Below are 20,652 nucleotides of genomic sequence, written 5' to 3'. Positions count from 1 at the left end.
TTATTTTGATGATTAATTCGTTATGCTGCCAATCGTTGTTCTATAAGTGGCATATTGTTGTTTACAAGTGAAACTATCTGATTATGGTGCTTGCTGTTTTTGTTGCATAATCCCCTGCATTGGATAACTTTCAGTTTGGAAATAGATACCTCTACGGTTTCAATGCGTTTGCCGTCAATGGTTGCCGAAAGGATAAGGGAATCTTCTTTGGTCGAATAGCCACCTACACAATGGTGCATCGCTTGTCCCTCTGCTACTATTTCCTGTACGCTTTCAAGTACACGGACACTGATACGCCCATCGGAAAATATAAGTCCGAAAAACTTAGCTTTAATCGTTCTAAATTCGGCTTCTTTTTCAAGTTGCTTTTCCAATTCCGCTTGTGCATCGGCTTTGGCTTTCTTCAGCATATATCGGTCATGCTCGGCTTTGAGGTCTGTCGGGCATACATATTTGGCGTTATACAGGTCTTTGCCGAAGAAACGGAGATTGTCTATATAGTCGCACCAAAGTGTTGCATCGTTGATTTTGTAGCCGTTTCGGATGCAGATGCGGACGGATTGCCAATACTTGTCGATATTCTTCCAACCGCTGTCCATGATGCGTTTTAATAGCTTGGTGTATCCTGTCTTCATAAGCATTTCGGCTCGGCTATCAGTCAACAGGGTACGGAACAGGTCTAACGGCTTTTGTCCGTATAATCCCTTTTTGTAGCCTGTTCTTTTCAGTTCGGGGATTAGCTTCATTCGGGGGTAAACCACGCCTGTAAATATTTTGTCATATACATTTATGTAAAACTTGTTATTGCTGTTTTCGCTACGCAATTCCAAATCGGTATGGAATATCCACGCATCATAGTAGCAAGTACCCATTGTCTGACGGAGTTTTGCGAATGTGCAATGTTTACCATTGGGAGCAATCCACCGTTGCATAACTTCTGAATAGTCGTATTTAGGCGTTTCTCCGACCTTTACCGAACAGAATAGCATTACAGAGCGTAATACCTGATAACCTGCATGGGCGGTTACTACTGTCATGTAGTAACGAGCGTTGAATGTTCGTTTCTTGGTGGTTTCTACCTTTAGTTTGGTATTACAGTTCGGACAGTTACAGTCCGTTAATGTTGCAACCAAATACCCTGCTCCCTGCCACGAATGACCGCATTTAGTACAGGTTATTACTCCTTTATCAGTTCTGCGCCCGATATGGTCGATACCGTTTTCATAACCCCATTGAATTTGCTCTTTTGTGAGTTTCGGCAGGGTTCTACTCGCTTCTACTACTTGTTTTTGGTATTTATTCTGCGGTTTCATGGCTCAAAAATTGAATAGGTTGGGTATATTATTGACTTCGGGTTGCTTGGCTTTCGGCTTGGCGTTACCCTGTTTCATTTTGGCATAGGCTTCGTCCTGTACTTTCTGAATGGCTTTTTGCCGTGCCTGTGCCTTTTCCTCATCAGTCAGAATAATGGCGTGGTTTACCACCACATTGCAGTTGATTTGCTTGCCTACCTCGATACTATCCTCATCGTAGTAATGCAGGGCAAGGGAGTAAATTTCATCATCCGAAAAACCGCATATTCCGCTTTGTTGCACATAGTTGAGAATATAGGTTATACAATCGTCTATGTTCTTGTTCGGCTTGGCATAGACAGGGGCAAACAGTTCATCGGTCTGCGCTCTCTGTTCCAAATAACTCTGTATCGTTACTTTGAAGTAATCGGTTGCTTTATTTTCTGTTTTCATCGTTCTTGGGATTTGTGGGGCGAATTGCTCCACCCCGTGTGAATACTTAATTTAATCCGAAATAATAGGCTAAACGTTGCTCTTGGGATTTAGGAAAAATCCAACCTGCCAACTTCTTACCGTTGAATGTCAATCGGCTGTTAAAGCGTCCGCCCATTGCTTTAAGTTCGTCTTTGATTGACTTGGTATCTCCGAAAACGGCTACTGCTTTGGCTGAATACTCGACCAATGTGCAACCGCCTGTGTTTTCCTCTGTCGGTTTGCTTTGTGGCATTGTATCGGTCTTTGAGAGGTGTATATTATCTTCGTTCCCTGCGGTGTAGGCAAAATCTTCAATCGTGCGTTCACGGTTATATACAGGCTCTTTCTCGATTATCCAACCGCTATACTTGCTTTTTCCCAAGTAATAACCATCGCCCATACTGTACTTTTCACGGTGTTCGTAATCCTCGTTAAACTCGGCTAAATAGGCGGTTTCCTCAAAATTGGATGCGTGTTTACGCATTTCGGAAAACAAGTCCCTTTTGTGCTTTGAAAAACCTATGATAACCGTCCGTTGTGTGCTGTATGAGTAGTAGTCGGTATAGCTGTCGCTCTCGTTTTGTCTTAAACGTGCCACGATAACCGCCTGTGCATCTTCGGGGAATATTTCGGCAAAGCGTTTGCGCCCGATTTCCTTAACCTGTTCTACTCTGATTTTTTCCTGCTCGGCTTTCTTGTCTTCGGATTTCTTCTTGTCCTTTGCTTGCTGAAGAAGTATCGCCACCTCGAAACTGTCCATGAATTGCGGGTTCTCGCTGTCATAGTAATAACCGATACCGAATTTTTCTTTCAATGGTCGAATAATGTCGGTAGTATAAAATTCCTTTGTCCGCTGGTTAATCAACTTGTAAGCAATGCCCCAATCGTTTTTGCGGATTTCGTACACTACATACCTGTCGTAACTATAACCCTCCATTTGGATAATCTGATTAATCTCTACCACTTGTTTGGCTCTGTCTATCTCCTTGTTTGCTCCTAATAAAAATACTTTGCTCATAACTGTCGGGATTAAAAAATGTAAGTGAATAAAAACCAGAAAAAGCCTATCAGCGCGATGAGAGAGAAAAGGCAGGATGCGATACCCTTTAGGATATTCCAACAGAAAACCACGCCCAAAACCACCCAAATAAAGTCGATGCCCCACACATAGAAACCTACTGCGGTCGCTACTATCTTTACCACCAATTTTATGCTGGATGGAAGGTTGATAGATTCCTGTTTCCTTTGTATTTTTTCTATTGTTCTCATAACGTCTGACTTTTTTTTTATGCCGTGACGGAGCCGGTATGATGAGTTCTGTTTCAGGAGCTATAAAAAGGTAGGCGTTAGCCCATGTCAAGATTTTTACAGGAAATACGCTCGCCCGTAGGGAAAGAGGAAGATTTTTTGCAAAACCGCACGGCGGCTTGATCTTGCAGGGGCGTGAACGCCGGAAATACCTTTGCTGCTGACAACTGAACCATCAATAAAACCGGCTCTTACCAGGCATACAAAGAATGAGGAAGACGTTATATCGAGGGAACAGTAGAAAAAAACTATATCAGTGATTGGTTATTATGAAAAACAATCTCTACAACCGCCGAATTTATGGGCGATTGATCTGTCTTGGCTGCCAGTCTGATTTAGTTGGTAGCCACTCTATGCCATAGAAAAATAGAGCGGTAAATAGATAAATAGGAATATCTATTTTTGTTTCTCCGGGAATACAAGACGTAGAAATATGGAAATAATTAGTATGAGTATAAAAGTCTTCGACACCTTAGCGCAGCGTGTAGGAGACATTGAGGAAAAGGCGGAAAGATTGTACCGCCGACAGGAAGATTTAGGTCTGAAAAAATGGCTGGACAATCAGGACGTTTGCGAAATATTGGATATAACCAAACGTACCCTGCAAAGTTATCGGGAAAAGGGGCTGCTACCTTATAGCCGCATAGAATATAAGATACGTTACAAACCGGAAGATGTGCAAAAACTTCTGCAATCTTCGGCTCATCAACCGAAAAAAATGTAGGCTATGAATAATTTGATTGAAAGAAGCGATCCGCGTGTGGCCGACCTTTTCCGGCGGTTGGAAAAGGCAAGTAGCCTGATTGAAAAACTGGAAGTTCCTTCCCGTCGTTCTTTTAACGGGCAACGATTCGTTACCGACCGGGAGCTTTCAGAACGATTGAGAGTAAGCCGCCGAACATTGCAGGAATACCGTTCCGCAGGAACTATTCCCTATTACTTGATCTGTGGTAAAATCCTTTATAAAGAATCTGAAATACAGCAATATCTGGAAGATTCTCGACGGCAAACCATCGACCAGCAGAAATTGGTATAAACAAGAAACGACCCACAAATAGGGTCGTTTCTTGTTTTCGGCATATAGCAATCAATTCAGCATAGCATCCATACCGGGAATTTTCCAAAGTATGACAGGATGTAATGCTTGTTCGATAATCCACTCACGGAAATACTGTGCTTGTCGGGATTTGAGCCGGAAAGCCAGCGCCGTTATCATTTCCAGATTATAGAGTGTCAATATACTGCCGTTGCCGTTATCCTTATGGCGGCAAACTGTATCTTCTTGTAATATCTCATTTTTTAGTATAGAACGGATATTACTGCCTATTGCTGAAATAAAAACACCGAAAAGGTCTGTTATTTCGTGCTGGGTAAGCCAAATGCCACCCGTCACCGGACGGATAGTTACCCGTCCTTCTTCTATTTTGATAGATGTAGTATTCATTTTATTGATTATTTGAGGGGTGAATATTCTTGTTTTGCTTTCTTTCTCCGGGATAACGGATAGCTGCTCGGAGCGATTCATCTTCATACAAAGTAACTTTATTCGATTTGGATGCCGTCCGTAATCTTAGCCGTTTCATATCCTCATCTACCTTTTTGTCGGTTACTTTGGCGTATATCTGCGTAGTGGTTATGTTTTTATGCCCCATCATCCGGCTTACGGTTTCAATAGGAACACCCTGTGAAAGGGTAATATGCGTTCCGAAATTATGTCGGGCTTTATGAAATGAAATATGTCCAGTACCACAAATCTGAGCTATTTCTTTCAAAAGTTTTCCCATATAAGTACGTCCGTAAACATGAAATATATGTTTATCCTTTTTCTCTGTGCGGTATTTTTCCATAATTTGCAGGGGGATTTCCAGTAGTCGCACATTGAAATCAATTCCGGTTTTTTGCCTTTTCATATGTATCCATAAGCTTCCGTCTGAGGCTTGTTCAATATGCTCGTCAGACAACCTTCTAAGGTCAGCATGACATAATCCGGTAAACGTTGAAAAAACGAACAAATCGCGAGCTCGGCGTAAATTGGCTCTGTCGAAATGGCACAGCATCAACTTCTCCAAATCTTCCAGTTTCAAATGTCGGCTCTTTAACGGTGGCAATTCGGGGAACTGCTTCATATAAGGGTCGCGCCGGAGCGTTCCCTGATTGAATGCCCGCTTTGTCATTTTTTTGAGGGTATATAAATGTTGATGTACCGTTTTCTGCTGTAATCCTCGTTCTGTCCTTAAAAACAGGTCGAAATCTTCATAAAAACGAAGGTCAAGGCTGCGGAGCGTTACATCCTCGGCATCGTATTTTTTCCTGATAAATGCCGAAAGATGATTATAAGTCACCACATACTGAGCATGTGCTTCTTTTTTACGATCAACTCCAATACGTTTTTCAAACTCATCATTATGCTCCTTAAAGAGTTTCAGTAGTGTAAGCGGTTTTTGCGCAATACCTTTCAGGGCGTTCTTGACAAGTTCGGCTGTAACAAATCCCAAGCTATCCTTTATTTCTTTATGATGGTTCTTAATGCGTTCTGTAAGCTGGTCAATGGACTTGTTTACTTGAAGTGCATTTTGACTACGTCCTGAAGCACGACCTGCCGATGAATCCCAAAGGGACGGATTAACGGAAACTTTCGTTCCTACCTGTTCAGATTCGGCATCAATACTTATATTACACAATAGCTGACACATGCCGTCCTTACGGATTTTGGTACGGTTGATATAGAATAATATTGCAAACGTGCTACGCCGTTTTTCTTTCTTATCTTCTTTTTTTCTTGCTTCCATAATTGAATATATTAAGTCATTAAATAGCAAATTTGAATTTTCCGGCGAGACGTTTCTCCAATGCTTTCATATCCTCATCAATCTTATCATTGGTGATTTTCGCATAAATCTGTGTCGTTTTAATCTGGTTATGTCCGAGCATCCGGCTTACGGTTTCGATAGGAACCCCCTGTGAGAGTGTGATTTCTGTTGCGTATGTGTGTCTTCCGCAATGCCAGGTAAGCCGCCGGGAAATTCCGCATATACGGGCGATATTTTTTAATTCCCTGTTTAATTCACTATTGAGATACATCGGTAATAGCCGTCCGTTGGATGTCGTTCCACGATAACGTTCAAGAATTTGAAAAGGAATTTCGAGCAGAGGAATTTCATATTCTATCCCGGTTTTCTCCCGGAATGTTTTTATCCAAACTACATCATCATCGGCTACAGAAACATCCTCTTCAGTTAATTTGCACATATCGCAGTACGGGATTCCGGTATAGCACGAAAAGAGGAATAAATCACGGATAAGATATTGTTTGGGAGTGGCAAGCGGAGTTGTTATCAGTTTATTCAATTCCTTGCGGGTAAGATATTTTTGTTGCCGCTCTGGTCGTTCGGCTTCATATCCGATGAATGGATTTTTAGTTATAATCCCTTCGGCTATAGCATCACTGATAATAGTGCCCAACCTGGTAGTTAATAATACAATCGTACCCAGTGCAAGCCGACGGTCAATTTTTAGATAGAGATCGAACTTATCAATAAACGACCTATCCAACGCAGCGAAAGGAATATCCGAAAGTCGATATTTTTCTTTCAGAAAATTTGTAAGATGATTAAAGGCTTGCCAATATCCTTTTTCCGAGCCCTTTTTGCGGTTTACACCGATACGTTTATCGAAATTTTCGTTATGGGTGCGGAAATAAGATAGTAGGGTTTCCTGCCCGGATGCCATGCCCAGCAAAAGATTCTTCACATCTTCGGCTGTCACACCGTCCCTTACTGCCGAAAGTTCACGGTAATATGACAGGGCGGATGCTCTGATTTCATCCAACTTTAGGTTGATCTCGATTGCCGTATGGCTTTTACCTGTGGCACGGCCGGATGCCCATAGGTCTGCCGGAACGGTCATTTTTGCACTAAAGATAGTTTCGGAGAATTTTCCGATTGAAAGCCTTACCATTACAGGGCTTTTTCCATCCTTTTTCGTTTCATTTCTTTTTAGGTAGAAAGACACCTTTACTTCTTGTTTCATGACTCTGTTATTTAAGTGTAAAATTACTTGTAACAGAGTTATTTTCAGTGATATAAAATATGGAGCCAACAGGAAGTAAACTCCAATTTTGTATTCAAAACCCGTCTTTTCGTTGTTAGTGCGAAAAAAGGGTTATTTTTGAAAGACGTTTTAAGAAAAACAAGTGTTCTTTGAGGTGATTATCTTTATTTAGGTTGTTTTTACTTCCTAATCTGGCCAATTAAAAAGGCAGTACTTAGGTAGCAAATCTTTCGCTTAACTGCTCTATATTCTTCCATTTAGCCTACCAGAAGAATATAGCGAAACAACGCCGAACAATTCTAATAACCAAACACTTACTCTATTCTTCCTGATTTTGCCTATCTTTGCGAGATTCTCTTTATATTTGTTTCCAAATGGTTTGATTGAAAGTTTTAAGTGTCGAGGGCAGAATTGAAATTTATTACATATTCTGCCGAGTCTCGAAATAACATTCACAGGAACGAAGTGTATGTAAAAGCGACTAATGAAATTGAACAATAGGAGGAGATAATTATGCTTAATTTTTTTAAAAAGCTGTTTGGAAAAGAAGAAACATCTTTACAAAGTACAGGCAGTGAGCAGCTACAGGCAGCTATTCAAAAACCGAAGGGCGATAAAACTTCAGAAATCACATTCCGTGATTTAATCGCTGAGTTTTACACCTCCGAAGGTGATCGCTTCTCTTTAATCCCTAAGGCAGAATGGAGCCTTCGGGGAAGGTTGAGTCGCGGCTATGCCCCCTTATTCGGAGATAAACTGAATGAAAATTTAAGCATACTGAATGAAGAGGAGATAGAGCAGGTTTATTACCTGTGCCTGATAGGAGAAAAACTTCTGTACGATATCGAATCCACATATCATATAATGCTAAGGGCTTATAAACGACTGCGAAGAGGAAAGCATAAAAACTGCCTCAGTGAAGGCAATGGTTTATTCCTTTTCGGATTTGATAATAAATTCAGAATTGATACAAACCAGAAATATTCCGAATATAAGGAATATTGCTTTTTCCTGATGGCGAATCCTGATTGCCGGTTCGAAGTAACCGCTTACCGGAGATGGCTATGGAGACTGGGTTCGCAACAGCCTTTTTATGCAAATGAAACCTGTTTGTCCCGCATCTCACAAATGCTGAAAACAACGGAAAAATCGGTAAAACAACAGGAAAAATTCCTGATGTGGCAGGCTTATTTCATATTATTGCTCAATCCTTCCACTTTGTCGCAGGAAACGATTGACTATGTGAAATCTATAGAAACCAAGTCGAAACAGTTCAAAAAGCAGCTGGAACGGATTGAGTACATTGCTAAAGAATATAAGGAAACAACAGACAAACGAAGCTGGTATTGGTTTACCTTTGATGAACGCTTGTTGCAGCAACAAATAAAGGCTGAACTTCAGGGAGAGAAAATCCCTGAGGTTATCAAACCTTTCGGGCTGGTGCCAACATCATTCAACTGGAGACTTTCTGTCGAATTTTCGACAGGAGATTTATCCAAGTGCAAGGATTACTACAGGCAGGAAATTGACGGATTGACCGAAAAAGATGCTATTCTTGGGCTTCATATTTTATCGGGAGAAAAATGGATAATCGATTTGCAGTGGTATCTCCCTTCAGAGAAGAATCATTATCTGCGTTTACCGTCTCACGACCGTCCACGCGTTATATGGCGCAATATGTATAAGCATCCGATAAGTTATCAGAAGGATTTGAAAGAGAAAGCCCCAGACTTTGAGGATACCCATAATTTCCCCGAATTGGTAAATCAATTGCAGGAAATATTCGGTCTGAATTTTAGAAAAGAGGCTGTTGTTTCGGTAAAAGGGCTGAATATTGAGGATGAAAATCTGATTGAAAGATGGCTCTCTCCATGCGCGGGCAAAGTTATATTTGAAAAAGAACCGGACAGGTCGGATTTGAACCGACAACCCCATGCTTGACAGGCATGTGCTCTTCCTATTGAGCTACTATCCGGCAACCGGCAAACAGGATTCGAACCTGCGACCTCCCGCTTAGCAAGCGGGTGCTCTTCCATCTGAGCTATTTCCCGGTCTAGGGCAAATATAGGGATATTTTTGGATTATATAAACGAGGCTGTCTCAAAAGGCTCTCATTCCCCCTACAATTATTCTCAAAGATCATAAAGGCCTAAAAAAACAATCAGGCAGGTTGGACTCGAACCAACGACCGCCGGATGTGGGTCCGAGCTCTTCCTGCTGAGCTACTGCCTGATTGTATATTTTAAGTTCGCGGCTTACTTTACCAGTTTGTTTCTTTGTAATTTTTCAATAGCTTTCCATAAAGCTTGTTTCCACCGATGATCTTCCGTATAGGGTCTAAGATGCGCGCTGCTCCGTCTACAGAATCGAGAGGAGGGATATAACCCTTTTCGAACTGTTTTTTTCGCAGTTCTTCCTTTGCTCCGGTAGATACCCAGCCTACATCCACGCTGTTCATATAGATGGCGTCTTCCGCAAATTCTTCCGCCGATGTGCGTGTCATCATGTTCAGAGCGGCTTTGGTCATATTGGTATGCGGGTGGAAGATTGTCTTATTTGTGTAACTGAACTGCCCCTCCGATGAGGTCACATTGATAATAAACCTGTCAGGAAACTCCGATTTGAGGAAAAGGTATTTTAGTTCTTTAATCAATAAATACGGTGAAATCTGGTTAATCAGGTTTACTTCCAGCAGTTCGTACATGGATATTTCATCGAGTTTTGAGTTCCAACTGTTCTTTTCCCTGTTATCGACAGGTTGCCCGAAACGGTTTTTATCAAATACAATGGGCATATCTTTCAGCTCCAGTAATTTTGTTTCCTGAGTAACTGATGTCTTATTCGGCAATAATTTACTCCCGTTTTCTAATTTTTTGAAAGCCAGCGCTTCATTATTTATTAATGGGGTATAGTAACTGTCTGTATATTTTATAGTTTGCGCCGCATTATTGATAAGGATATCCAGATACTTAAATTCAGATTTTACAAATTCAATAAAGTCTTCGACAGCCCGCAGGTTTCTCAAATCCAACCCATATACGATGAGCCTGTCTTTCCATTGTGTATAATCCGGTTCATTGCTTAGTTGTTCGAGTGCCAGTGCCGGAAACCGTGATGTAAGTATCAGGTTTCCTCCTGCCCGAAGTACCTTTAGGGCTGTGGCATAACCTATCTTTACCCTTCCCCCTGTAAGGATGACGTTCCGGTTTGTGAGGTCGATGGGTTCGAACCGCTGGCGGTAGTTATATTCCGCACATTCGGGGCATAGCCTGCTATAGAAAAAGTGCATCCTGTCGAAGGGTTGGTTGCAGGCATAGCAGTTGTCAAGCGAATTGAGTTGTTTGTAGCCTCTGTCCTCTATTTCCCCTTCACTATAGGCAGACGTGTTGTTTTGTGCCTGTTTTGCTATCTCCGAACTTAAAAGTATCTCTGTGTCGTCAATCTTTCGTTGCGATGAATTGTCTTTGCGGATACTTTTGCGGGCATTCTTATGTATTTTGGTAATCAATGTTTTAAAAGTCTCATTGTCAGGATTGTCAAACGGATCATCTTTCAGGGCTGTGAGAACCTTGATACATGCTTTCCATTCATCATCCGTAAATCTTCTTTCCGACATTCATTTATAAGTTTTCCCGTGATTTCTCTCCAAGGTATCCGCCATGATGGCGTTTTGCGTAATCTGCGATTGTAAAGCCTATTCTCCGCATGGTTCCTACCACAAGTATATCTCCGATGACGGTCATTACGGTAGTTGAGGTGGTCGGGGTCAGCCCCAGGCCGCAAACTTCTTCGGGGCGTCCGGTGTGAATGAATACATCGGCTTTTTGAGCGAGCAGGCTATCCGGATCGCTGGTAATAACGATGAATTTTATCCCATCCACAAGGTTTTTCGCCAACGTTATCAGTTCGATAATCTCTCTTGTTTTCCCTGAATTGGATATTGCCAGTACAATATCATTTTCTTGCAGGATACCCAAATCTCCGTGTTGTGCTTCACTTGGGTGCAGAAATACAGCCGGGGTACCTGTCGAACTGAAAGTAGTCGCTATATTTTGTGCTATTTGTCCGGCTTTACCCATGCCGCTGGTTACGAGTTTCCCCTTTTTCTTGTTTACCTGTTCTACAATAAGGTCAATGGCATTACTGTATGCATCGGTAACGGGAATGTTCAATATGGCAGAGGCTTCATGCTCAAGAATTGAACGTATTTCATCTGTATTCATTATCTGATTTTTTTTGCCAAAGATACGATATTTCTATCATATTTTACAAAATGGAATTCTTTCAATCAGTAAGTACAATCTGTGATAAAATCATTTACTCAATGAATTGTTCAATTCTTTTGATGTTCCATTTAATTCCTCTACAAGCTTGTATACCATTGTGCATGGATTATGTGAAGAATAATTATTGTTTTTATATTTTTTAGCCAGTTTTTCCGCATGTTTAATGGCGTTAGCCTGGTTTCCGTGAGTAATCATTATTTCATACATATTCTTCGCTGTCTTGCTATAGCTGAATTTTCCTCTTTTTGCTAATTTTTCAGATATAGCACTTTCAATTTTCTCCTTATAGTATTTCCGGGGGAGAGAAACTTCTAAAGGGAGAAAATGCAGGATATACCAAAGTTCAAATGCCTCGTTGCTCCATGCTGTTTTTACCCCATTTTTAGCAGCTTTTTTGATAGCATCACAAAATGACTGGTCTGTATTTTCGTCTTTATCAAAAACTGCCCATACAGAATCATATTTGTCTTTTCTTTCATTTTTAAGTCTTATAGCTTTATCTACTACCTGCATGGCACTTGTCTTTTTACGGCTATCTTCACAGTCTACTACAATATCCCTTCTCAAGGTGTTCCTTCGAGGGAAGGCATCAAAATAAGCTGTTTCGGTTTTCTCACCTTCACAAACGATTAAAAAATATACTGCAATATCTCTGCTTACTCGTCCCGTTTGTGGTGCAAAACGTTTTAGCAACTCATCATTATTTTTCTTCTTTGTCATAGCTAGTCCTTATTAGAGATGTAAGGTATAGCACCGTATCGTCCACGTATGTAGTTCTTTTCCAGATTACTGTCATTACGGACTTTTGAGCCATCAGGTAACTTCATATCTGCAAGGCAATATAGATCAGTTTGCTCTACTTCATCTTTTTCTGTAAACCAGATCTGATCGCGACGAAAGAGGTCAGAACTTAACAGATTGGTGTCGTGAGTGGCAAAAAGGAGTTGAGGATTATTTGTATATACTGATTTTGTATAATATAATTTGATAATTTCTTGAGTTAGAATTGGATGTAACTTAGCGTCAAGTTCATCAATAACAAGACAAGTACCTCTGACTATTGCCATCATAATAGGAAGTATAAGGTCAATCATTTTTTTTGTTCCTTCAGACTCTTGCTGGCGGCAATCGAAAAAAACTTCTTCTTTAACTTTTCCCTCTTTATCATATTTGATGTGAGCAGTTTTTATCTCTTTATTCTTTCCATCAACCGAGTCTACTACCTCTAGTTTTGTAAATCCTAATTTAAAAACAATTGAGAGCATATCGTTGACTATCTTTATAATATCAATATCACCGAAATAATTATCAGGCGATTCCATAATTGTTTCAAAAATATTTTGATGAAGTAATCCCGATATAGGAAGTAGGTTGACATCAAAGAAATGCATAATTGAAACCATTTCTTCTAAACCTAATTGTGCACTTAAGGATAAATATAATCTGTTCTTATTTAGCCTTATTCTTGTCTTATAAGACTCAATTGTTAGGCTGTCTGCGATTTCAATTATTGTATTATTCTCCCGGATTAGTAAAACCTTTTCCTTTTTCTTTTCAGTTTTAAATAACCATTCTGATACTATTTCTGTTTCATTGTATTCAAAGCCATAACGATATAAATCTTTTTCAATAAAGAACTCCACTTCAAAGAATGTTGGTTGTCCTTCTGTTTCCGTAGATAATAAGAATGGACTATAATCTAGTTTTTCATCAGGGTTTAGTTTTACAGAGTATTGTAAAACATTTCTCATCCTATCCATTGCCTTTATTAAATTACTCTTCCCGCTTGAGTTTGCCCCATAAACAACCATTGAGCGTAAAAGCTTTTTCCCTCTATGTTTTATTATGTTTTCGGGATGTTCTTTTATACTCGTTGCTTCAAAGCTAAGAGTCTTTTTGTCTTTAAAAGAAAGGAAGTTTCCTACTGTAAATTTTACAATCATTGTAGTAATATATTTATATATATGCAAATTTAACAGTAAAAATGAGGAATATTCTCATTTTTACTGTTAAATATATCATTTATATTAATCTATATTGCTAAAAAAGGTGCCTTGAAAGACACCTTTTTATATTTTTATGAGAAAATCCCTCAATTCGTTTTAAACTTATATTGTACTTTGGCAAGCTCTTCGTTTGCCTTTTCAATTTTGCCTTTCAGGTTTTCCTTATAGGCCATCAGTCTCTTTTGCAAGTCTTCGTCTCCTGTTGCAATCATTTGCAGGGCAAGGATGGCGGCATTCAGCGAGCCGTTTATCCCTACTGTGGCAACGGGTATTCCCGGAGGCATCTGTACGATGGCCAGCAACGCGTCCATACCATCCAGCGAAGCATCGATAGGTACACCGATTACAGGAATCGGGGTCATGGAAGCGATCACTCCGGGCAGATGCGCGGCCATACCGGCTGCGGCGATAATTACTTTTATCCCCCTGTCTTTTGCTCCTTTGGCAAAAGCTTCTACGCGCTCAGGGGTGCGGTGTGCAGACAAAGCGTTAATCTCGAATGGAATCTCCATTTCATCGAAAAACTTTGCCGCTTTTTCCATTACGGGAAGGTCTGATGTACTTCCCATGATTATACTTACAACAGGTTTCATTTTTGTTTATTTACCAATTAGGTTTTTATAGTCTGCTGCCGAAAGTAATTGATCCAGTTCGGATGCATCACTTACAGCTATTTTGATGATCCATCCTTTTCCGTACGGATCTTCATTAATTAATTCCGGTTTTTCTTCAAGTTCGGCGTTTACTTCCAGTATTTCTCCCGAAACAGGCATCAATAGTTCCGAAACGGTCTTTACTGCTTCTACACTACCAAATTCTTTGTCCTTCGCTATTGTTTCGCCTTCTGTAGTTACATCTACATATACGATCTCGCCCAATTCACTTTGAGCAAACTCTGTGATACCTACAAAAGCTGTTTCGCCTTCTACTCTGATCCATTCGTGATCTTTAGAATACTTTAAATTTTCAGGAAAGTTCATAATTTTCTTAATTTAATAAGTTATATATATTACAAATTTTTCAAAAACAGGACAAAGCCCCAGTAAGCGCCTATCCATACAGTCAGATAAGACATAGCGAAACCCACAAGAAAACCTGCATATACCTGTGCCGGAGTACTCCTTTTCAACATAAGGCGCGCTACTGCCAAACATCCTGCTAAGATAAACAAAATGATGAACAAAACAGGCAGGTTTAACCCCTTAACATGATAGCATACTGACAGAATGCAACCTATTAACCCTCCAATGCTCATCATATAGGCGCTTATCCTCCAGAAACGGGAGATAATAACATAAATAACAAGCAATATTAAAGGAATAAGGACGACCGACAGAAACCAGATATAAAGTTTAGCCGAGAAGAAGTAATAGAATAACAGGCTGTAAGACAAAAAGAATACAGTAATAGGCAAAGCCCAATCATTCTTGTTATCCAGCCGGAAATCGCGGACAATATTTGTCAACCTTAAAAAATAGAGACCTGTGGCCGGTATGATACACGAAAAAAAGAAGACCGGAGTCATAAACCTGATAAACTGATTGGCAAATAGGAATTTGAAATCAGTATACATGAATATGAGGACTACAGTATAAATAACCATAAACAGCGGATGCAATATGACAGATATTATCCGGGGAAGAAGGGGTTCTTTCTCCTTCGGTGGTCTGTATATTATCGATGTTCTTGGTTGTACAAGGCTATTGCCATTGATGGTGGTGTAGTCTTTTTCTTCCATTATATTTCTTTCCTTAATCGGGCGACAGGCAGGTTCATCTGTTCCCTGTATTTTGCTACAGTGCGGCGGGCGATTATATATCCTTTCTCTTTCAGAATTTCGGATAGTTTATCGTCCGTCAGCGGCTTCTTCTTATCTTCATTCCCGATACATTCCTTAAGTATCGCTTTCACTTCGCGCGAAGATATCTCTTCGCCCGTATCGGTTTGCATAGATTCGGAAAAGAAATATTTCAGCGAATATATGCCGAAACTTGTCTGCACATATTTGCTGTTGCTGACACGTGATATGGTAGATATATCATACCCTGTACGCTGTGCTACATCTTTCAGTATCATTGGTTTCAGTTGCGCCTCGTCTCCTGTGAGGAAAAAGTCGTACTGCATATCCATAATAGCCTGCATAGTACGTTGCAGGGTATCCTGCCGTTGCTTGATGGCCTCGATAAACCAGCGTGCCGAATCGAGTTTCTGCTTGACAAAGACTGCCGCGTTCTTATTATCGGCAGACATACTTTCCTTGTTGTCGGAATAACCTTTCAGTAAATCGGAATATTCGCGGCTTACACGCAGGTCGGGAATATTGCGGTTGTTCAGGCTGAGAAACAGTTCCCCGTTATAGGCTTCTACGGTAAAATCGGGAATAATCGTACTCAGCGTAATGGACAGGGAGTCTCCCCAGTTATTCCCCGGTTTAGGATTCAGGGTGGTAATTTCCTGTATTACTTCCTTCAGTATGTCTTCGTCAATTCCCAGTTGCCTGATTATTTTATCATAATGCCTTTTTGAGAATTCATCGAAATAATTGGTTATAATGCTGATCGCATAATCTACAATGTCCGATTTCTCTTTTCTGTCAAGTTGCAGCAGGAGGCATTCCTGCAGGTTGCGCGCGGCAATTCCTGCCGGTTCGAAATCCTGAATGGTTTTCAGTATATCTTCGAGATGTGGCACAGAGACATCTATATTTTGCTGGAATATGAGGTCATCCGATATGGCAGACAGGGAGCGGTCGAGATAGCCGCTTTCGTCGATGTTTCCGATGATATACTCAGCTACCTTATCGTCTTCTTCGTTAAATTCGCATTCGCCTAGCTGTTCTATAAGATACTCATGTAAGGAGGCTGCAACTGAAAATGGGATCTCGTCCTGCTTGCCAACCGACGGCCTGTTATTATCACGAAGCTGGTAGTCAGGAATCTCGTCTTCGTTCATGTAATCGCCCAGCGTGAGGTCTTCCTGCGAAATATTGGTATCGTCGTCGGGGCTGAAATCGTCGTCATACTCCGATGGGTTTTCGGTCGGTTCCAGTCCTTCTTCCAGCGCCGGATTATCTTCCAGTTCTTGTTTTATACGCTCTTCCAACTCAAGCACAGGCAATTCGGTCAACTTAATAACCTGCATCTGCATAGGCGAAAGCTTCTGCTGCTGTTTGAGCTGTAATTGTTGTTTTAGAGCCATAACTACTATCGGGTTCTTTCTGTTATAACAAATTTACATCAAATTTTGTGAATTCTTCACAGGCAGATAGAAATTGTTAGGTAAAGTTGTCGCTTTCCTTGCTTCGTTTAACATTAAAAAAAGGAAATCAACTAACTTTGAGCATGAATAATATAACACTAACAGGATAAACAAAGTTAGTATAAATAGGTTCAATATTTTGCTGTATAACGGTGGTATGGAGCAAAACAAAAATGGCAGAGTTTAGAATAACGGGGCGGGTGAATCCCACCCCTACATTGAGTCATTCCCATTCAGGAAATTGCGTTGTATTCAGATCCAACCCGGTTATTTTCAACATATCCGCTTCGTCTAGTTCGAAATCAAATATATCTATATTCTCCTTCATATATTCGGCGTTGTCAGTCCTTGGAATAGTAACTACTCCTCTCTGGATAAGCCATCTCAGGCTGACTTGCGCGGCGCTCTTATTATACTTTTTGCCGATGGCATTCAATGTCGGATTATTGAAAATATCGTTACGTCCTCCGGCAAGGGGCGACCATGCTTCCATCTGGATATTCAATCCGTTCAGTACCTCGCGCTCCCTGTATTGTTGGAAGAAAGGATGCGTTTCTATCTGGTTAACAGCAGGCTTCACTTTGGCGTACGAAAGTAACTCCTCCAGTTGGTGTGGTTCGAAGTTGCTTACTCCGATGGCCCTGATCTTTCCTGCTTCATACAGCTCTTCCATTGCTTTCCATGCACCACGCAGGTCTCCGCGCGGACGGTGGATAAGGTACAGGTCAATATATTCCAGTCCCAGTTTATTCAGGGAAGTTTCAAAGGCCTTTTTTGTCTTTTCATAGCCGGTATCATCCACCCAAAGCTTTGTGGTAATGAAAAGCTCACTCCGGTCTATTCCACTTTTTTTAATTCCTTCCCCTACCGCTTCTTCGTTACCATAAACGGTGGCTGTGTCGAAAAGCCGGTAACCGATAGAAATGGCTTTTGCTACACTTTGCACACCCGTAGATTCACGTAGATCGAGGGTTCCGAATCCCAGTATCGGCATTTTCACGCCGTTATTAAGAGTTACTGTTGGTATCTGGGCAAAGGCGATAAGGGGTAAAGCCAATAAGACCCATAATAAAACCGCATTTTTGTTTAATCTTTTCATACAATCATTTTATTTAGATTTTGGCTGCAAGATAGTGATAAAAACGATATTCCGGTCAGAACACCCTCAGCTATATAAGTTAACTGTATCTGTTAGGATTTTCCATTTTTCGATTTTCTCTTCCAGCGTCATCCGTGCATTTGCCGGACTGGGAGAAGGTAAAGTGACAAACTGCCTCTTTTCATCGAAGCCAACATATTTTTTGTAGAATTCTTCGGCTTTCTTACTGGTGAAGAAGATATACTCAATCTGGGGATATTCCTTAAAAAACTTTTTGAAATTATTTGGCTTCTCATTCTTGATACTGCTATCCAGGCTGCCCTTTCCTTCACATGATTCGAGTACATCCCAGATGGCTATATTTTTTTCGGTCAAAAGGGCGTTTTTTTCTTCATAGCTCTCAGGTAAAGGCTTTCCGAAAAGGGCAAAGATTATTTTCCAGAACTGGTTGCTCTTGTGCCCGTACCGTTCTTGCTTGCGCAAAGACTCCTCACTGGGCATTGTTCCCAGAATCAATACTTTGCAGTTTTTGTTTACAACAGGGTTAAAGGCAATTTTTCTCATAAGCTTACCGAAATGTTATAAAACCACGGAGTAAAGGGAGTTTCACGGAGTCTTTATAAGTGTCTATAATAGAATGTGAATCAAATAATGGAATTATACTCCGTGAAACTCCGTGCGACTCTGTGGTTAAAAGTTTTATTTTATTCCATGCATCATTTTCAATAATCTACGCGACAGGAAGAAGAGTATAACCGAAGCAGCCCCGGCCATAAATACGAACAGCATAAAAAAATCGTACAGGTTTGAAATCCGGTAACCCAAAAATGTTTTCGGATTTTCCAGTTGCTGCTTTTCCAGATTTTGCTGCACCTGTGCTTTCAGTCTTTTATCCTCTATCTTCGAGAATGTTATCATATCAAAAGGGATAACGGCCATACCGTCTTTTTCCATTACCGACTCCTCAAAATCCTTTGGTAATAAAGTCAACGTATTTTCTTTCTCCAAAGACCGGATAACAGACAGTTCGACTATCGGTTCGGGATAATAACTGGTAAGCGTACCTGCAAACTTATTTGCGGCAGACATACTTAAATACCACACAGCCATAAGCAGCGAAGCAAATCGCAGGGGCGCCAGTTTGTTTACCATCGATAACCCTATCGGGGACAGGCACAATTCGCCAAAAGTGTGTATTACATAAAGGCTTACCAGCCACAGCATACTTACCTTGACACCGGGAGCCAGCCCTTTTACCCCAAAAGCGATTATAAGATAGCCCAATGCGAGCAGGAAAAGCCCTATCGATTGCTTAAAAGGAGAGGCAGGTTCCTTCCCTCTTTTATTCAGCTTTGTCCATATAATGACGAATATAGGGGCAAAAACAATGATGGAAAGGGCATTTACCGACTGAAAGTAAGAGGTGGGCACAGTCCAGCCGAATAGCCCTATATGCCTGTCGGTCTGTTCTTCGGCAAAATAGGTAAGTGACGCACCTGCCTGTTCGAAGGCTGCCCAAAAGAAAATGACGAAGAATGCGATAATGTAAATGACCCAGATGCGCGATCTCTCTATCTTAGTCAGCGAAGGGTCTGAAATGATATACCCCGGAGCAACTACAGTCAGCGAAAAAATAATGGAGCCGATAATATCCGTCTCTAATACAGCATAGAGCAGATAGAATAATATGATCCATATTATGCCCCAGATAGCCATTAGTTTAATATTCGATTTCTTGCTGTTGCCTGTAAGGTTTTCGGCAGGCTTGTCTGTGGCCGTTTTGTTTATGTCCTTATTGTTTGGGATTACGCCAATAGCTTCGCCCGAAGGTGTTACCAGATATTTATCTTTGAACAGGATGAAAATGGCAAGCCCCAGCAGCATCCCGATACACCCGGCGAGGAATCCCCATCTGAAATCGGCAGGATGCCCCGTATCACCGAAGAATCCGCAGATAAGAGGCGCAATAAATGACCCTACATTTACCCCCATATAGAATATCGTATATGCCGAATCTTTGCGGCTATCGCCCGGAGCATACAACTGTCCCACCATAGACGACATATTCGGCTTGAAGAAGCCATTGCCAAGGATAAGAAAGCCCAAACCGCAAAACATCAGCATAGTGGCTGTACTAATATTTTCGAAGAAACAGCCTGAAAGGAATAACAGGAACTGCCCTACCGCCATCAGTGATGCTCCGGCGATAATGGAGCGCCTGTTTCCCCAGTAGCGGTCGGCTATATAACCTCCGATAAGGGGCGTAAGGTATACAAGTCCTGTGTAACTCCCGTATATCTGTCCGGTATACGATTTATCAAACAACAGCGCGTTGAGCATGTAGAGGGCAAAGAGCGCCCGCATGCCGTAATAGCTGAAACGTTCCCACATTTCGGTGGCGAAAATAAGGTATATGCCTTTCGGATGCCCTTTTGGTGTATCAGGTGTCATTTATATATTGTTTATTGTAAAAAAGTTCACAATACATGACAAAAATAATATAAAACTTGTAACTATCTGTCATACTCCCCTTAAAGGGCGTTTTAATAAAACAGGCTGAAACAACGGCAGAGCGAAGCGGAGCTAAATGTGACTTTTTTTACTTGCTGTTTTTTTCCTCTGATTATATCAAAGAACGCATTATGTCCCGAAGGGACTGAACATGGATAAGAGGGTGTGTCAAAATAGACATGCCCTCTTTTTTACGCACAAAGGCCGAACTTTCCCAAGCTCGGTCTTTGCTATTTCCTAAAGTATTGCTAACTTCAGGTATTCAAAAAATTATTATGTCAAAGATACATTTTCGTCCGTACATACCCAATCAAACGCTACTTTTTCCTGGTAGGATTGATGAAGATATTTCAGCGCACGATCCTGTT

20 protein-coding genes and 3 tRNA genes are annotated in these 20,652 nt (G+C 41.0%); 2 read left to right on the top strand and 21 right to left on the bottom strand.

From position 1 onward, the window contains the following. Positions 1-20 precede the first annotated feature (20 nt). Genes D0T84_RS12505 through D0T84_RS12490 form a run of 4 tightly spaced genes read right to left on the bottom strand, consistent with a single transcriptional unit; the run spans position 21 to position 3,035 of the window. Entirely contained in the window at positions 21-1,313 is a 1,293-nt protein-coding gene (locus D0T84_RS12505) for a PcfJ domain-containing protein (protein WP_163308210.1), read from the bottom strand. A gap of 3 nt (positions 1,314-1,316) precedes the next feature. Next, positions 1,317-1,745, bottom strand: coding sequence for a PcfK-like family protein (locus D0T84_RS12500; protein WP_163308209.1), 429 nt, complete (start codon positions 1,743-1,745; stop codon positions 1,317-1,319). A gap of 46 nt (positions 1,746-1,791) precedes the next feature. Then, positions 1,792-2,784, bottom strand: coding sequence for a fusion protein (locus D0T84_RS12495; protein ID WP_163308208.1), 993 nt, complete (start codon positions 2,782-2,784; stop codon positions 1,792-1,794). An 11-nt stretch (positions 2,785-2,795) separates the two neighbouring features. Beyond that, the gene (locus D0T84_RS12490) at positions 2,796-3,035 is read right to left on the bottom strand and encodes a hypothetical protein (protein WP_163308207.1); all 240 of its coding nucleotides are present in this window, start codon (positions 3,033-3,035) and stop codon (positions 2,796-2,798) included. Positions 3,036-3,507: 472 nt separating this feature from the next. Here D0T84_RS12490 and D0T84_RS12485 point away from each other — a divergent pair, with 472 nt between their 5' ends. Then, positions 3,508-3,798: a helix-turn-helix domain-containing protein gene (locus D0T84_RS12485; protein ID WP_185155736.1), complete on the top strand. Its 291-nt coding sequence runs from the start codon at positions 3,508-3,510 to the stop codon at positions 3,796-3,798. A 3-nt stretch (positions 3,799-3,801) separates the two neighbouring features. Continuing rightward, positions 3,802-4,110 (top strand): helix-turn-helix domain-containing protein, encoded by a 309-nt coding sequence (locus tag D0T84_RS12480; protein WP_163308206.1) that lies wholly within the window; start codon positions 3,802-3,804, stop codon positions 4,108-4,110. 51 nt (positions 4,111-4,161) lie between these two features. Here the strand turns inward: D0T84_RS12480 and D0T84_RS12475 are convergent, their stop codons facing one another. From D0T84_RS12475 to D0T84_RS12395, 17 genes are all read right to left on the bottom strand, one after another. Then, positions 4,162-4,518, bottom strand: coding sequence for a protein-tyrosine kinase (locus tag D0T84_RS12475; protein ID WP_163308205.1), 357 nt, complete (start codon positions 4,516-4,518; stop codon positions 4,162-4,164). 1 nt (position 4,519) lies between these two features. Next, a complete protein-coding gene (locus D0T84_RS12470) occupies positions 4,520-5,863 on the bottom strand; it encodes a site-specific integrase (RefSeq protein WP_163308204.1) in 1,344 nt (447 codons plus the stop codon). A 19-nt stretch (positions 5,864-5,882) separates the two neighbouring features. Beyond that, positions 5,883-7,103 carry a site-specific integrase gene (locus tag D0T84_RS12465; protein WP_163308203.1) on the bottom strand — a complete coding sequence of 407 codons (1,221 nt, stop codon included), beginning with the start codon at positions 7,101-7,103 and terminating at the stop codon, positions 5,883-5,885. A gap of 1,923 nt (positions 7,104-9,026) precedes the next feature. Beyond that, positions 9,027-9,099, bottom strand: a tRNA-Asp gene (locus D0T84_RS12460). 2 nt (positions 9,100-9,101) lie between these two features. Next, a tRNA-Ser gene (locus D0T84_RS12455) sits at positions 9,102-9,177 on the bottom strand. Between the two features lie 108 nt (positions 9,178-9,285). Next, positions 9,286-9,356 (bottom strand) — tRNA-Trp (locus tag D0T84_RS12450). 28 nt (positions 9,357-9,384) lie between these two features. Continuing rightward, complete coding sequence (locus D0T84_RS12445; protein ID WP_163308202.1) at positions 9,385-10,740, bottom strand: SDR family NAD(P)-dependent oxidoreductase; 1,356 nt, start codon at positions 10,738-10,740, stop codon at positions 9,385-9,387. Positions 10,741-10,744: 4 nt separating this feature from the next. Next, the gene (locus D0T84_RS12440; RefSeq protein WP_163308201.1) at positions 10,745-11,347 is read right to left on the bottom strand and encodes an SIS domain-containing protein; all 603 of its coding nucleotides are present in this window, start codon (positions 11,345-11,347) and stop codon (positions 10,745-10,747) included. 90 nt (positions 11,348-11,437) lie between these two features. Next, complete coding sequence (locus D0T84_RS12435; RefSeq protein WP_163308200.1) at positions 11,438-12,130, bottom strand: RloB family protein; 693 nt, start codon at positions 12,128-12,130, stop codon at positions 11,438-11,440. A 2-nt stretch (positions 12,131-12,132) separates the two neighbouring features. Next, entirely contained in the window at positions 12,133-13,353 is a 1,221-nt protein-coding gene (locus D0T84_RS12430; RefSeq protein WP_163308199.1) for an ATP/GTP-binding protein, read from the bottom strand. A 149-nt stretch (positions 13,354-13,502) separates the two neighbouring features. After that, entirely contained in the window at positions 13,503-14,009 is a 507-nt protein-coding gene (purE, locus tag D0T84_RS12425; protein ID WP_163308198.1) for a 5-(carboxyamino)imidazole ribonucleotide mutase, read from the bottom strand. A gap of 6 nt (positions 14,010-14,015) precedes the next feature. Further along, positions 14,016-14,396 (bottom strand): glycine cleavage system protein GcvH, encoded by a 381-nt coding sequence (gene gcvH, locus D0T84_RS12420; RefSeq protein ID WP_163308197.1) that lies wholly within the window; start codon positions 14,394-14,396, stop codon positions 14,016-14,018. Positions 14,397-14,425: 29 nt separating this feature from the next. Then, complete coding sequence (locus D0T84_RS12415) at positions 14,426-15,154, bottom strand: hypothetical protein (RefSeq protein WP_185155735.1); 729 nt, start codon at positions 15,152-15,154, stop codon at positions 14,426-14,428. Then, a complete protein-coding gene (gene rpoN, locus D0T84_RS12410; protein WP_163308196.1) occupies positions 15,154-16,614 on the bottom strand; it encodes an RNA polymerase factor sigma-54 in 1,461 nt (486 codons plus the stop codon). Before rpoN ends, D0T84_RS12415 begins: the two co-directional genes overlap by 1 nt. Before the next feature lie 283 nt (positions 16,615-16,897). Beyond that, positions 16,898-17,773, bottom strand: coding sequence for an aldo/keto reductase (locus D0T84_RS12405; protein WP_163308195.1), 876 nt, complete (start codon positions 17,771-17,773; stop codon positions 16,898-16,900). Between the two features lie 66 nt (positions 17,774-17,839). Continuing rightward, positions 17,840-18,337 (bottom strand): DNA-deoxyinosine glycosylase, encoded by a 498-nt coding sequence (locus D0T84_RS12400; RefSeq protein ID WP_163308194.1) that lies wholly within the window; start codon positions 18,335-18,337, stop codon positions 17,840-17,842. Between the two features lie 135 nt (positions 18,338-18,472). Next, positions 18,473-20,224 carry a peptide MFS transporter gene (locus D0T84_RS12395; protein WP_163308193.1) on the bottom strand — a complete coding sequence of 584 codons (1,752 nt, stop codon included), beginning with the start codon at positions 20,222-20,224 and terminating at the stop codon, positions 18,473-18,475. Positions 20,225-20,652: the final 428 nt, after the last annotated feature.

The organism is Dysgonomonas sp. 521, assembly GCF_010501055.1.
Classification (GTDB): Bacteria; Bacteroidota; Bacteroidia; order Bacteroidales; family Dysgonomonadaceae; genus Dysgonomonas.
This window is presented reverse-complemented; position numbering and strand designations above follow the sequence as displayed.